Below are 13,816 nucleotides of genomic sequence, written 5' to 3' on the forward strand. Positions count from 1 at the left end.
TATTGATTGTTACGATGTTGTTCATCAGAAGTTTCTTGATAGATATTATTGTCTCGTGAATGATCATCATGATCTTGTGACTGATTAAAGTCTGATGATGATTTGTTTTGGTCATTAAGGTGTTGTTCTTGATCAAGTTGTTGCTCTTGTTGTTGATCAGATTGTTCCCCTTTATTTTGATTTGTTGCTGTATCTCGTCTACGTTGTCTTCTTTGAGCATTTCTTGGAGGGAATTGCTCATTGTTTTTGTCGGATACTTCTTCTTTTGCATTGTCAACAGAAGCGTCAACAGATTCATTTGTTTTGTCTAGGTGTTCATTTGGATCAATTGATTGACGATTTTTCTCAAAATCATCTTTAAAGTTGTTGTTAGACAAATTCATCATCCTTCCTTTATTTATATATTAAGTATATACTGTTTTACCCTAATCAAACGTAAATATGTATACCTATTTTAAGAAAACTACAATATTTATGTCATTATAAGTTGTATTATAGCTTGTTTGAAAATGCTAAGTAAAGTAATTGTCTATCTATTTGAACAAATTTTTTAATTTTTCATTATAATCAATTTTACGTTTTACTTTTTTGCGATTAAATATTTTTATTAATTCAATATCAGCATCATTATCACAACATTTTTCAGGTCGTTCATTCACAAATTCACCAAAAAATTCCATAAGATATGCGCGTCTACACTGATCTAAATTCTTATAACCCAACATTCTGATATAACCATTTCTTTTTCGTTGGTAAGTATTTTCAAATATATGTCGTAATTCATTAAATGTATAATAACTACTTAAAATTTCAATAATTTCTTTTTTATAAGGTATTAAATCCATACCTAATTCAAATGCATTAACATCTTCATTGGTTATAATATCAGTAAATAACAGTGTTTCAAGTAAGAAACTATCATCTGGTTGATATAAACTGATGGCTTGACTTTGTTTGCCATCTCTCCCAGCACGACCAATCTCTTGTAAATAATTCGACGGACTAGTTGAAAGATGAAAGTGAATGATTGTACGAATATCTTTTTTGTTTATTCCCATTCCAAATGCACTTGTAGCAACAATGATAGGAATATCGTTATTAAGAAATTGATGTTGAACCGTTTGCCGTTCCTGATAGGATAGATCACCGTGATAAATACCTGTTAAAAAGCCTTGTTGATAAATTTCTTGAGCTAATGATAAACAGACTTTTTTTGATGAAACATAGATAATTGTCGGTCCAGATTGTTCTAATGTTGGCAGCAACCATTTGAGTTTTTCTTCATCATCTGCAAAATTTTGATGGTGTAGTGAAATATTGTCTCTATTCATACTTGTTTTAACTACATTGAATTGAGTACGTAACATTTGGTTCAAATCAGATAATAGATGTGGTGGTGCTGTCGCTGTTAATCCTAATATAGAAACGTTAGTAAATTGTTGAATGATTTTTCCTATAAGTGCATAATGTGGTCTGAAATCATAGCCCCATTCTGACAAACAGTGGGCTTCATCTAAAACAATAAGACCAAAGTTAATATGTTTAATGAGTTTGAAATTATGGGGTTGGAGTATAAATTCAGGGCTTAAGAAGATAAAACGACTTTGCTTTAGATTTTTGATATTTGCAGAACGCTCATCTTCATCCATACCAGAATGAATACAACTCACTTTATGTTCGCCATGTGCTTTAAGTTGCATAACTTGGTCATCCATTAACGAAATAAGTGGTGAAATAATTAATGTAGGTTGTTGTTTAATATATGTAGGTAATTGATAACACAGACTTTTACCACTACCAGTTGGTAATATACCTAATGTATCTTGTTGGTTTAGTACGCTTTTAATAATTGCTTCTTGTCCAGGCTTAAATGTTTCAAATCCAAACCAATGTTTCAGTTCGTCAATCAGCATGTAGCTCACCTCTTTCTATGCCTACAATGATAAGCTTGATTGCAAAGTAACTTAATGATGGGAATCGTTCTTTATAGTTCCGCAATCTTTCATCCTTATGCTGTATATAATAATTTAGAAAATCAGAATTTAAATCATCGTTTAAAAACGCTTTATAATTTGATAAATATCCCTTTATAAACAATTCTAAGACATGGTCTTCAATTGTATTAATTTTAACTTGTTGATGTTGTGCCAAATCATCCATAGTTAGTCCTTTTTTTAAGCCTTCAAAAGATAAATCTGTTTTATGTAAGAGCGTAGGTAACACAATTAACTGATGCAAAATGGGATAACGTTCATTATCTTCAATTTGAAACATCATTACAACTAAATCGTTTAATTCTAATTCAAATAATAATTCTTGTGGCAAACCTTCTATTAAACTAACTTGCTGTCTCGTGTACATGCTATCTTCAAACCCTTGTAAGTAGTAATGGATGTATGTACCTTGGTTTTCTTTATGAATTGCTTCGAATAACATATGAAGTTCTGCAATAAAATCTTGTTCGAGGTTTGCCTCTTTAAGATATTTAAATACATATTTAACACGTTTATGTATAGTTTGCTGTTGAGTGAGAGGGATAAATTGACTATCCTTATGCTGTAATTGTGAAATCGTTTGTGTCAATAATTGTATTGCTTGAAACGTATTAACGAGACTATCAAATGTATATCTTGGATGTACGCGTACGTTTAATGTTGTTGCTATTTCTGATTGGCTCAGATTATAATATCGCTCGAATGACGGATACTGGATATTAGGTAAGCTATGATATAATGATAGTAATTGTTGGCTACATGCATCAAAAAAGGTTTGATGTGATTTTTTGCCTATGATAATATTATATATGCTTTTTTCGGTTTTATAATGGTGTGTATTTTGTTGGATGAAATGAAATAAATTTTGCATGTTTACTCCCCTAATTAATTAAAACGAAAACATTGAAAAAAATAAGTACAGTGCTTACAATATTAATTGTGATTTTATTGTAGCATTTTTGTCAAAGGAGGCGAAGAAAATGGCTAAATATACTATTGTCGATATGGATACTTGCATTGCATGTGGTGCTTGTGGTGCTGCTGCCCCTGATATATATGACTATGATGATGAAGGTATTGCATTTGTAATACTTGATGACAACCAAGGTACTGCTGAAGTACCTGAAGAATTATATGAAGATATGGAAGATGCATTAGAGGGATGTCCTACTGATTCAATTAAAATTGAAGAAGAATCTTTTGATGGGGACGCACTGAAATTTGAATAGATTTTAAGTGACGAACTATATTTTAACCTTATTATAGGAAAAGCGCATGTTTAAATTAACTTAAACATGCGCTTTTGTTATATGAAAACAAAATTTTATTTGTCACTATTTATTGATAGGTTAGTGTATGTTAGCGCAATTTGTTATCTCGGTAAAACACTATTCAAGCGTTTGTATAATAAGATAAATATAATTGAAATAACAATACCTTTAATAATATTGAAAGGTATAACACCTGATACTATAATTATTTTCAAATTACCAAAAACATCTGATAAATTCATAATCATGCCATAGAGTGGTAACAACACAAAATAATTCAAAATGCTTAATACTAATGTCATTATTATGGTTGCTACAGCTAAACCAGTAACTAATGATTTAGCGTTATTTTTATTTTTAGCAACATAAAACGCAGTAAGTATAAAACTTGTGGCTGCTAAAAAATTGGCCAACGGTCCTATTGGATCCCCTACATTGAATAGAAAATTCAATAAATTTTTAATAAATTCAACGATGATGCCAGCAATGGGTCCTAATGTAAATGTTGCAAGAAGTGCCGGTACATCACTAAAGTCTAATGTTAGATATGGTGGTAAAAATGGTAACGGGAACTTGATAAACATTAATATAAAAGCTACCGCACTTAACATACTAATCGTTATTAGACGTTTGGTTTGTTGTTGCATATTCAATTATCTCCTTCCATTCATCTTACTCAGAATAGGAGGATTTAATTGCACAACAAATTAACCCTCCATCTTCTCCCATCCAGACTATACTGTCGGCTCTAGATTCTCACTAGATCAGCTATTCATTGAACAATAAATAGGTCGCAGGCTTATATTACTGCCGGTTGGGAATTACACCCTACCCCGAAGATGAACATTTAAATTTTATAAATATATCATAGCGTATAACTCAGATAAAGACAATGATATTGTTTACAGTATTTAGTGCTAATTTACCAGCAATATAAAATTAAATTTTACACACAATACTAAATAGCGATGTAAAATAATTTCAGTTCATATTTTAAAGCTATAATCACAAAAAAACACCTCCGCCTTACACATTAAATTGTATAAATCGGAGGCGCTTCACCTTATTTAATTAGATAATTATTATAATCATCTTTGACGTTATACATTAAATCATCAATAATTTATTCTTTTAATCTCTAGTTGGTGGTTTCGGTAAGCGAATAATAAATGTTGTACCTTTACCGAGTTCACTTTTTACGAGTATCTTACCTTCATGTTCATCGATAATCATTCGACATATAAATAGTCCAAGTCCTGTACCTTGCTTACCTCTTTTGCGTGCTGCATCTACTTTGTAAAAACGATCAAAGACTTGCTCTAAATGTTCGGGAGCAATTCCCGTTCCTGTATCGGTAATATATAACAAGTTGTCATGATCATTTTCCGCAATATCGACGGTTATTGTATCTCCTGGTTCTGTATATCGACATGCATTATCAATCAGATTCGTAAGCACTTGTTCAATTCTATCAGAATCATAATACCAGAGCGTTCCATTAGAAATCGGATTTAATTTCATGGTTAGTTCTAAGTCTGCAGCTTGTTGTTGATATTTCAATTGCATCTTATTTAACAGTGGATCAATAGGTTGGATTTCTCGTTCAACACTTAACCCTTCTGCATCCATTCTAGCAACATTTAAGAGTTCATTAACCAGTCTGTTTAAACGTTTCGTCTCATCTAAGACGATGCTCAAGGATTCATGGATCTCTTCAGGTTCAGTAACAATACCATCAACGATTGATTCTGTATAGCCTTGCAATAAAGAAATGGGTGTACGTAATTCATGTGAAACATTTGCTATAAAATCTTTCTTCATTTGATCAATATTATGTTCATTGGTCATATCTCTTATGATGGCCACGATACCACTTCGTCCATCTGGTTGAATTTGCTCTATATAACTAGTAATGATTACAAAATATCTAGTATTAATTTCATATTCTTCAAACTGTGTATGTTTGTTCTTAAAAGTTAATTCTGTTTGTTCATCAAGCTTTTCTAATGAATAGTCATCTAAAAGTTGTAATGTATTTTGAGCCATTTGGTTAGATAAAATAACTTCCTTCTTATCGTTGTATCCTAACACACCTTCAACCATGGAGTTGATTAAACTATCCCTAATGTTCTTAGAAGATGACAGTGCATCGATATGTTGTTGGATTTCAGAACTCATCGTATTAAAGGCACGAGATAATTCTCCAATCTCATCCTTTGAATTTACGGGTTCAACTTGCGCATATTGTCCTTTTGAAACTCTCAATGCTTGAGACCGTAGATTTCTTAGAGGTTTCGTAATACGAGAAGAAAGGAAAAAAGCAAATATCGTTGTAATTGCTAAGAAAATAATGGCAATAATTAAAATAATAACCGTGATTAAATTATTAGTATCTTCGATGGTTTTTAAATCTTGATAAATAAAGACGCCACCGTATTCATCTTGCTTTACATCGCTTAAATTCTTTGAAGGATATCCAATTAATACATAAGTATGTTGTTGGTCATTAATTTTTACATTAACGTGTTCCGAAATTTTCTTTCCTTTATTAAATACGTCATCATAGTCTTTATTTTGTTTGATTTCATTTAACATCTTTTGTTTAGTATTGCCATAATTACTATTTTGACTGTTTTTATCATTCATTATAATGAGACCAACAGGTCCTTCAATCAATTTACGACTGTGTTCAATCGCGGTTGCTTTATTATCAGAGCTTGCTACTAATTCACTAATACGTTTAGCATCTTTGAGTAAAGAATCTTCTGTTTCCTGTGTGAAGTATGATTGGATAAATGTGATTAAGGCTGCGCTAAGTAAAATTAAAACTGTCGTTACTATAAATATTATAGTTAACCACAGTTTTATGACTACATTATTGAGTCGGTTCATCATTTGATTTAACTTCAAACTTATAACCTACTCCCCAAACAGTTTGAATCATCTGAGCAGCCTCTTCAGAAACGCGATTTAACTTTTCTCTTAAGCGTTTAACATGAGTGTCTACGGTACGTAAGTCTCCATAAAACTCATAATGCCACACTTCTTTTAACAGTTGTTCTCTATCAAATACTTTATTAGGTGTTTTCGCTAAAAATATTAATAATTCATACTCTTTAGGTGTTAAGTTTACTTGGCTCTCATCTGCAAGCACTCTATGAGCATCATTGTCGATAACTAAATGATCAAATTCTATCAAATCACGTGCATGTGGTTCGCTTTGTTCTGTATGTGCGACCTGTGTTCTTCTTAGTAATGCTTTTACACGTAACACAACTTCTCTTGGTGAAAAAGGTTTAACAATGTAATCGTCTGCACCTGATTCAAAACCTTCAACACGATTTGTTTCTTCGCCTTTGGCTGTTAACATAATAATTGGTGTATCTTTATGCTCTCTTAGTTTAGAAGCAACAACAATGCCATCCATTTCAGGTAACATTAAATCTAGTAATATACATGCATAATCATGTTCCATTGCCATATGATACGCTTCACTACCGTCTTTAGCTTCATGTATTTCAAAAGATTCTCTTTCTAAATATAATTTAAGTAATCTTCTAATTCGATCCTCATCATCTACGATTAAAATTTCATTTGACATACGTATGTACCTCCCACACTGCTTACTTTCCAATACATTCACAATTATAGCATAGGTTAACTTTGAAAAGTACAAATGAACAAAAAGTTTGTGAATTTTTTCTCATGCGAATTATTTTGTCGTAAATATTTCAAAGTTTATTTACCGTGTTCAGCAATTTGACGAATGACTTTTACTTCGTGCGGTGTTAAAACACGACCTTCACCTGCATTAAGCCCTTTCAAATTTAATGGACCAAATTCAATTCGTTGTAATTTACTAACTTGATGCCCAAAATGTTCGAACATACGTCGAACTTGTCTATTTCTACCTTCAGTAATCGTTATTTCAACTAAAGTTGAGTTCTTTTCTTTATCTTGGTTTTTTACTTTTACAATTGCAGGTTGTGTTTTACCATCCTCTAATTCAATACCTTGCTCTAATGCTTTTACCTCTTCTCGCATTAAGTAACCTTTTAATTTTGCAACATACTTTTTCTTGATCTTGTATCTAGGGTGTGTCATTAAATTCGTAAACTCACCATCATTCGTTAATAGTAGTAAACCTGATGTATCATAATCTAATCTGCCAACAGGATATATTCTTGTTTCAATTTGTTTGAAGTAATCGGTTACTACCTTTCTTCCTCTATCATCAGATACACTCGTAATCACTTGCGATGGTTTGTAGAATAAAATATACAGTTTGTCTTCTTGCTCTAATTTAATACCTTCTACTTCAATTGTATCTGAATTTTTCACTTTCGTACCTAGTTCCGTTACGACTTCACCATTTACTTTAACCTTACCTTCACTGATAAGTGTTTCAGCTTTTCTTCTTGATGTATAACCACTGTTAGCTATACGTTTTTGTAATCTCTCTAATTCTTTACTCATTATTTTCTCCTTTTTGATTTACCAAATTACTGAAAAATGCTTCGATTTCTTCGTCCTCTTCATCTGTAGTTGGTAAATCATCTAAATGTTCAATTCCAAATACATTTAAAAATAGTTCGGTTGTATATAGTTGCTGACTTCTTGAATCTTTTTCGTCTTTTGCTTCGATTAAACCTCTTGCGATCAATGTTTTAACTGCACCATCGGAATTAATACCTCTAATCATTTCAATATCACTTCTTGAGAGTGGTTGGTTATAGGCGATTATGGATAGTGCTTCCATTGCGGCTTGAGATAGTTTCATATTAGACTTATGTTCTACAAGTGCTTCAATATATTCAGCTGCTTCTTTTTTTGTTGTTAATACATAAGTTTGTCCGAAATGTTGAATGACAAGACCTTCTGAGTGATAGTTATTAATTAAAATTTGTAACTCACTTAGTGAAATGTCTAATATTTCAAGCAGTTGCTTCTCTTCTAATCCTTCATCTCCAGCAGTGTAGAGTAATGCTTCTAATATACCTTGATTATCCAATGCCATAGTTGACTCCTCTTAATATGTTGATATCTTCAAAACTTTTTTGTTGTTCAATATTGACTATACCAGATTTAGACATTTCCAATATTGCTAAGAAATGGGTTACTACCATTTCAATTGGTTCTGAGAAATTAAATAGACTGAAGAAGTTGAATGATTGTTGTTGTTGCAGTCTTTCATGAACCTGTGTGGTTGCTTGTTGAATCGTAAAGGTTTCTTTCTTTATTTCGACTGTTTTTGGTGTGTTAAATTCGACACGGTTTTTGACCTTTTGATAAGCAATTATCAGTTCGGTTAAATCAATGGTGTTATCCGAACTCATTAATTCATTTGTTTCTAAATGTGATAAGTCTGTAGGGTGTTTAGAGTAGAATGCAGCCCGATTTACCTTTTTATCATTGAGCAATTCAGTGTATTCTTTATAATTTTGGTACTCAATTAAACGACCTACTAAATCATCACGCGGATCGTCTTCTAATGATTCATCTGCTTCAGGCTGTGGTAAAAGCATTTTACTTTTTATCATTAATAATTCAGAGGCCATCACTAAATATTCACTAGCAACATTAATTTCTAATGAATTCATGGCGTGAATATATTGCATGTATTGTTCTGTTAATGCTTTCATTGGAATATCATAAATATCTATTTCGAATTTTTGAATAAGATGCAATAATAAATCCAATGGTCCATTGAAAGCATCTAATTTTACTTCATACATTTTATCTACCTCATATAGCAAGTTAAGTGCGTATTTCACTAAAATATTATAGCATGTTTATAACAAACATTTAAATTTGGAGCGGTTCTTATATGGAAAAAGCACTACAACAATTTTATTATCAATTTCATACCAAGCAACATTATTTTCTATGTCATGATATTCTAGAGGATGCTTGGAAAGAAAACCCACATTTTTCAAAAAAAGATGCGGTCGTCAGTTTAATTTTATTAACTACAGGTTGTTATCATTTTCGTCGTAACAACTTTCAAGGAGCTAAAACATCGTTTGACAGAGCATTGAATGTTATACAATCTAGTCATGACTGGCAAATGCTAGGTTTGAATATTGAGCAATACATCATATTATTAAAACATTTAAAGCAAGCAGCAAAAACACATCAACCATTTCTTCCAGTACACTTACCATTACAAGATGAAATGCTCCATTCAATACAAACCGCTTTCACAGACTTTAACTTTAGAGAAACGCTCATTGATGATAGCTATATCGTAAATCACCATTTAGAAAGAGATCGGACAGAAGTGACTGATGCACGAAATAAAGCACTTATTGAACGACGTATTAACCGAGAATCATAATATATTTAAATCAAATACACAACATGACATAACCTTATAAACAATAAAACACAGATTAGTTCATTAAATGATAAACTAATCTGTGTTTATGCACGTGGATGAAATTCGTTATACATTTTACGGATTTGTGATTTAGATACATGTGTATAAAGTTGCGTTGTAGAAATATCAGAGTGTCCTAACATTTCTTGTACAGCTCGTAAATCTGCACCGTTTTCAAGCAAGTGTGTAGCAAACGAATGTCTCAGCGTGTGCGGTGTTAATGTCTTATTAATATTGGCTTTAATACCATTTTGCTTTATCATCTTCCAAATGGCTTGCCTAGATAATGGTTTTCCATGCATATTTAAAAACAATACAGGTGTGACCGTTCTTTTTAATAGTTGTGGACGTATGTTTTCAATATAATGAGTTAAGTATTCAATAACCGCTTCACCCAACGGCACAATACGCTCTTTATTTCCTTTGCCGAACACCTTAACAAATCCCATAATTAAGTTAACATCATCTAACTCTATATGAATTAATTCTGATACCCTCATCCCCGTTGCATATAACAATTCCAACATTGTTCTATCACGGTAACCATTATTTTTTGATAAATCAGGTGTCTCTAATAAAGCTATCACTTCATTGATTTCCAACACGTCAGGTAACTTTTTATCATATTTCGGTGTTTCAATTAAAACTGTAGGGTCTTTAGCAGCATATTTTTCTCTCAATGCAAATTGGTGAAAACTGCGAACAGTAGAAACAAAACGTGCTAGAGACTTTGAAGATGCACCTTCATCATGCAATGAACCTAAACATTGCTGGATGGTCTGTCTATCAACAAAGTCAATGTGAGTAATTTTGTTTTCATCTAAATAATTTGCATATTTAGTTAAGTCACGTTTATAAGCGCCTATTGTATTTGTACTAAGCCCTTTTTCTAATTGGATGAACCTTAAATATTCTTCGATTATGGTATTCATTGACTCACCCCTATCATTAAAATTAAACAGGATGAAAATTCATTATTTACCTTTAGCTTGGCATTCTGAACAAACGCCATGAAATGTTAAACGATGATCTAAAATTCTAAAGTTAAAATCACTTTCAACTTTTTCTTCTACTGCAGGTAATAAATCTTCCTCTATTTCTTCAACTTTCCCACATTCCATACATACAAGATGATGATGAAAATGTTTCGCACCTTCTTTACGTAAATCAAAGCGTGCAACGCCATCCCCGAAATTAATTTTGTCTACAACCTTTAGCTCTGCTAATAATTCTAATGTTCTGTACACAGTAGCTAAACCTATTTCAGGTGCTTTGTCTTTCACTTTTAAGTATACATCTTCAGCGCTTAAATGATCTTTCTCGTTTTCAATTAACACTCTTAATGTTGCTTCTCGCTGTGGAGTTAATTTATATGATGATTGTTGTAATTGTTGCTTCACGCGATTTAATCGTTCTTCCACGGAAGCCTCACTCCCCTACTAATAATTATAATCATTTTAATTTACAATATGATACATATATAAAATACCAGTAATTGATAAAATTAGCAAGTTTGTTCGTTCCTTATTTATAATCATTATAATTAAGCAAGATATGTTGTAAAGCAATAATTGTTTTTGCATCCTCTAAAGATCCACTTTTTAATAAATCAGAAATTTCATTAATGTGAACACGATCTAATTCAATAAATTCATCATCATCAAGGTTCATGTGCCCTTTTTTCAAATCTTTAGCAAAGTAAATAGATAACTTCTCATTAGAAAAACCAGGTGAACCATACATTTCATATATGAGTTGCAAATGATCAGCGATATAGCCTGTTTCTTCTTCTAATTCTCTTTTAGCTGCTTCAATACGATCTTCTCCACTTTCAAGTTTTCCGGCGGGGATTTCTAACATTGTTTTTTCAGCAGGTTTACGAAATTGTCTTACTAATATAATTTCATTGTCCGGTGTTAATGCACAAACAGCAACTGCACCATTATGAAAAACTAATTCTCTTTTTGATGTTTGACCATCTGGGAGTTCTACATCATGTACTTCCAAATCAATGATTTTTCCGTTATATATATGTTCCTTCGCTATAGTTCTCTCGTAAAATTCCATTATAATCACGTTCCTTTTATTTTAAGTATCTACCTGTTAAGATATAGTCGGTAGCTCGTACGGTTAATTGTATTTGAATTGTGAATAACCACTATACAATTGCATTAACAAACAAGCTAAAGCAATAAATAGTAATATCAATATACTTGCATATAATTGATAAACACGCCATATTCTATGATTTAGTGTATCGAAAGGAGCAATAACATGCAAAAAAATGTCTTAAAAAGTGGTTTAGAAATTTCAGAAGTAGGACTAGGATGTATGAGTTTAGGTACAGATTATAAAACGGCAGAACCTATAATCGATAGAGCTATTGAACATGGTATTACATATTTTGATACTGCGGATATGTATGACAAAGGTATAAATGAACAAATCGTTGGCAAAGCATTAAAAAAATACCAACAACGTGATGATATTGTTATCGGAACAAAAGTAGGTAATCATTTAAAAGAGGATGGTTCAACATTTTGGGATCCATCTAAAAAACACATTAAGCATGCTATTAAATCATCTTTAAAATCATTAGGTTTAGACCGCCTAGATCTTTATCAATTGCATGGAGGTACTATTGATGATCCACTAGATGAAACGATTAGTGCATTCGAAGAATTAAAATCAGAAGGTCTAGTTCGTGCCTATGGTATTTCTTCTATTAGACCTAATGTAATTAATTATTATTTGGAACACAGTAATATAGAAACGATTATGAATCAATTTAATTTAATTGATAATAGAGTTGAATCTTTGCTTGATGCAATACATGCCAAAAATGTAAAGGTACTTGCTAGAGGCCCTGTTTTCAAAGGTCTATTGACTGCTAATAGTAACAATGCATTAGACAAGAAATTTGCTGAAGGTATTTTTGATTACAATTATCAAGAGTTAGGCGAAACAATTGCATCAATTAAAGAAATTGAAAGTAATTTAACTGCCTTAACTTTTAATTACTTGACCTCACAACAGTCACTTGGTTCAATTATTGTTGGTGCAAGTAGTATAGAACAATTAGACGAAAATATTAAAAATTATAATTTAGCGAAAGATATTGGCTTTGAAACTTTAAAAGCTGCACGAGGTAGAGTGAAAAATTTAGAATACACGCAACACCTTAATTAAACAGAAAAAAGAGTTTATGTCATGTACTTATAACTGTGTTCGATCCAGCATAAGTTTCTACGCATAAACTCTTTTTTTGTTATGTTTAATAAACATTATTGTTATATTTTATTTTTAAAAAAACGTGAAAAATGCTTTTCTATGAATCTTGGTGTAAGCTGGTACAGTTTAAGCATAAATGACATCCACAGCGGTTGATTGATTTCTTGTCGTTTTGACTTCATATCTTTAAATATGCGATCAGCTAGTTTATCGGGATTTATCATGATTTTGTTGTAACGTTTCGCATAATTTAGTGAAGGATCCGCTTTTTGGTGAAATGGTGTATTGATTGGTCCAGTATTTACCGTTAAAACATGGTAATTGGGATGTTCTAATCGAATGGCATTTAATGTTTGATAAAATGCTGCTTTTGATGCACCATAATGTGCTGCATTAGCTTGTGTAACAAAAGCAGCTTGACTACCTATGCCTACGATGATTGGATATTTATTGAAAAATGGTCTAATTACTTCTAACAAAATGTTGAAACTTATAATATTAAGCTGATATGTCTCAAGCATTTCTTCTGTTCGATGTGCTTCAATTGATTTGAAATAACCTAGTCCAGAACAATAAATTAAACCATCAATCTTTTGTTGTTGAAGACTTTGCGTAATATGATAAATTTCTTTCTCAGACTGATAATCGATCTGTATGATATTGAGCGACAAACTGATTTAATTTTTGAGGATTTCTAACCAGTACAGTTACATTGATATCATTAGCTAATAACTTTTTTAATAATGCTTTACCTAAGCCGCTTGTACTTCCTGTTAATATAAAATGTTTCCCTTGCATCGTTTATCCCTACCTGTTTTTGTCTTTATAAATAGTATAAATGATTATAATATTTTCTGTCATTATTATAATTAAATGATTAGCCATAATTCTAAACTATGTTAATATGATTACATAAAACAAAGAGGAAGTGGGAATTTTAC

General features: G+C 31.6%; 14 protein-coding genes, 2 pseudogenes and 1 riboswitch. Of the genes and pseudogenes, 3 read left to right on the top strand and 13 right to left on the bottom strand.

Features of this window, described 5'->3' with window-relative positions; all coding sequences use genetic code 11:
* From ACF91D_RS27705 to ACF91D_RS27715, 3 genes and pseudogenes are all read right to left on the bottom strand, one after another.
* Positions 1-383 (bottom strand): annotated as a pseudogene (locus ACF91D_RS27705) (elastin-binding protein EbpS); the annotation flags it as partial.
* A 150-nt stretch (positions 384-533) separates the two neighbouring features.
* Entirely contained in the window at positions 534-1,913 is a 1,380-nt protein-coding gene (locus ACF91D_RS27710; protein WP_107593231.1) for a RecQ family ATP-dependent DNA helicase, read from the bottom strand.
* The gene (locus ACF91D_RS27715; RefSeq protein WP_119624400.1) at positions 1,903-2,865 is read right to left on the bottom strand and encodes a helix-turn-helix domain-containing protein; all 963 of its coding nucleotides are present in this window, start codon (positions 2,863-2,865) and stop codon (positions 1,903-1,905) included. The genes ACF91D_RS27710 and ACF91D_RS27715 overlap by 11 nt, the downstream gene beginning before the upstream one ends.
* A 109-nt stretch (positions 2,866-2,974) precedes the next feature.
* On the opposite strand from ACF91D_RS27715, the gene ACF91D_RS27720 reads away from it, so the two are divergent.
* On the top strand, positions 2,975-3,223 hold the full coding sequence (locus tag ACF91D_RS27720; RefSeq protein WP_042738634.1) for a ferredoxin: 249 nt from the start codon (positions 2,975-2,977) through the stop codon (positions 3,221-3,223).
* A gap of 143 nt (positions 3,224-3,366) precedes the next feature.
* On the opposite strand, the gene ACF91D_RS27725 is transcribed toward ACF91D_RS27720, so the two are convergent.
* The 6 genes from ACF91D_RS27725 to ACF91D_RS27750 form a co-directional block, all read right to left on the bottom strand.
* A complete protein-coding gene (locus ACF91D_RS27725; protein ID WP_107527952.1) occupies positions 3,367-3,912 on the bottom strand; it encodes an ECF transporter S component in 546 nt (181 codons plus the stop codon).
* Positions 3,913-3,978: 66 nt separating this feature from the next.
* A riboswitch (FMN riboswitch) is annotated at positions 3,979-4,110 on the bottom strand.
* A 286-nt stretch (positions 4,111-4,396) separates the two neighbouring features.
* Positions 4,397-6,157 carry an ATP-binding protein gene (locus ACF91D_RS27730; RefSeq protein WP_119624418.1) on the bottom strand — a complete coding sequence of 587 codons (1,761 nt, stop codon included), beginning with the start codon at positions 6,155-6,157 and terminating at the stop codon, positions 4,397-4,399.
* Positions 6,141-6,866, bottom strand: a complete 726-nt coding sequence (locus tag ACF91D_RS27735) for a response regulator transcription factor (protein ID WP_042738632.1) — start codon at positions 6,864-6,866, stop codon at positions 6,141-6,143. The genes ACF91D_RS27730 and ACF91D_RS27735 overlap by 17 nt, the downstream gene beginning before the upstream one ends.
* Positions 6,867-7,003: 137 nt before the next feature.
* On the bottom strand, positions 7,004-7,741 hold the full coding sequence (locus tag ACF91D_RS27740; protein ID WP_042738631.1) for a pseudouridine synthase: 738 nt from the start codon (positions 7,739-7,741) through the stop codon (positions 7,004-7,006).
* Positions 7,734-8,276: an SMC-Scp complex subunit ScpB gene (gene scpB, locus ACF91D_RS27745; RefSeq protein ID WP_107527717.1), complete on the bottom strand. Its 543-nt coding sequence runs from the start codon at positions 8,274-8,276 to the stop codon at positions 7,734-7,736. Before scpB ends, ACF91D_RS27740 begins: the two co-directional genes overlap by 8 nt.
* Positions 8,269-9,000: a segregation and condensation protein A gene (locus tag ACF91D_RS27750; protein WP_042738630.1), complete on the bottom strand. Its 732-nt coding sequence runs from the start codon at positions 8,998-9,000 to the stop codon at positions 8,269-8,271. Before ACF91D_RS27750 ends, scpB begins: the two co-directional genes overlap by 8 nt.
* Positions 9,001-9,092: 92 nt before the next feature.
* Between ACF91D_RS27750 and ACF91D_RS27755 the strand changes: the two genes are divergently transcribed.
* Positions 9,093-9,602, top strand: a complete 510-nt coding sequence (locus tag ACF91D_RS27755; protein WP_107527715.1) for a DUF309 domain-containing protein — start codon at positions 9,093-9,095, stop codon at positions 9,600-9,602.
* An 86-nt stretch (positions 9,603-9,688) separates the two neighbouring features.
* On the opposite strand, the gene xerD is transcribed toward ACF91D_RS27755, so the two are convergent.
* The 3 genes from xerD to ACF91D_RS27770 all read right to left on the bottom strand — a co-directional run bounded on the left by xerD (position 9,689) and on the right by ACF91D_RS27770 (position 11,711).
* Positions 9,689-10,576 (bottom strand): site-specific tyrosine recombinase XerD, encoded by an 888-nt coding sequence (xerD, locus tag ACF91D_RS27760; RefSeq protein ID WP_042738628.1) that lies wholly within the window; start codon positions 10,574-10,576, stop codon positions 9,689-9,691.
* Between the two features lie 42 nt (positions 10,577-10,618).
* Positions 10,619-11,065: a ferric iron uptake transcriptional regulator gene (gene fur / locus ACF91D_RS27765; protein WP_042738627.1), complete on the bottom strand. Its 447-nt coding sequence runs from the start codon at positions 11,063-11,065 to the stop codon at positions 10,619-10,621.
* 103 nt (positions 11,066-11,168) lie between these two features.
* Positions 11,169-11,711: an NUDIX hydrolase gene (locus ACF91D_RS27770; RefSeq protein ID WP_042738626.1), complete on the bottom strand. Its 543-nt coding sequence runs from the start codon at positions 11,709-11,711 to the stop codon at positions 11,169-11,171.
* Between the two features lie 207 nt (positions 11,712-11,918).
* Here ACF91D_RS27770 and ACF91D_RS27775 point away from each other — a divergent pair, with 207 nt between their 5' ends.
* Complete coding sequence (locus ACF91D_RS27775; RefSeq protein WP_119624401.1) at positions 11,919-12,833, top strand: aldo/keto reductase; 915 nt, start codon at positions 11,919-11,921, stop codon at positions 12,831-12,833.
* A 101-nt stretch (positions 12,834-12,934) separates the two neighbouring features.
* On the opposite strand, the pseudogene ACF91D_RS27780 reads toward ACF91D_RS27775, so the two are convergent.
* A pseudogene (locus ACF91D_RS27780) lies at positions 12,935-13,673 on the bottom strand (SDR family NAD(P)-dependent oxidoreductase).
* Positions 13,674-13,816 lie beyond the last annotated feature (143 nt).

The sequence above is a fragment of the Staphylococcus sp. 231237_7MaSpsaltlick genome (assembly GCF_043107035.1).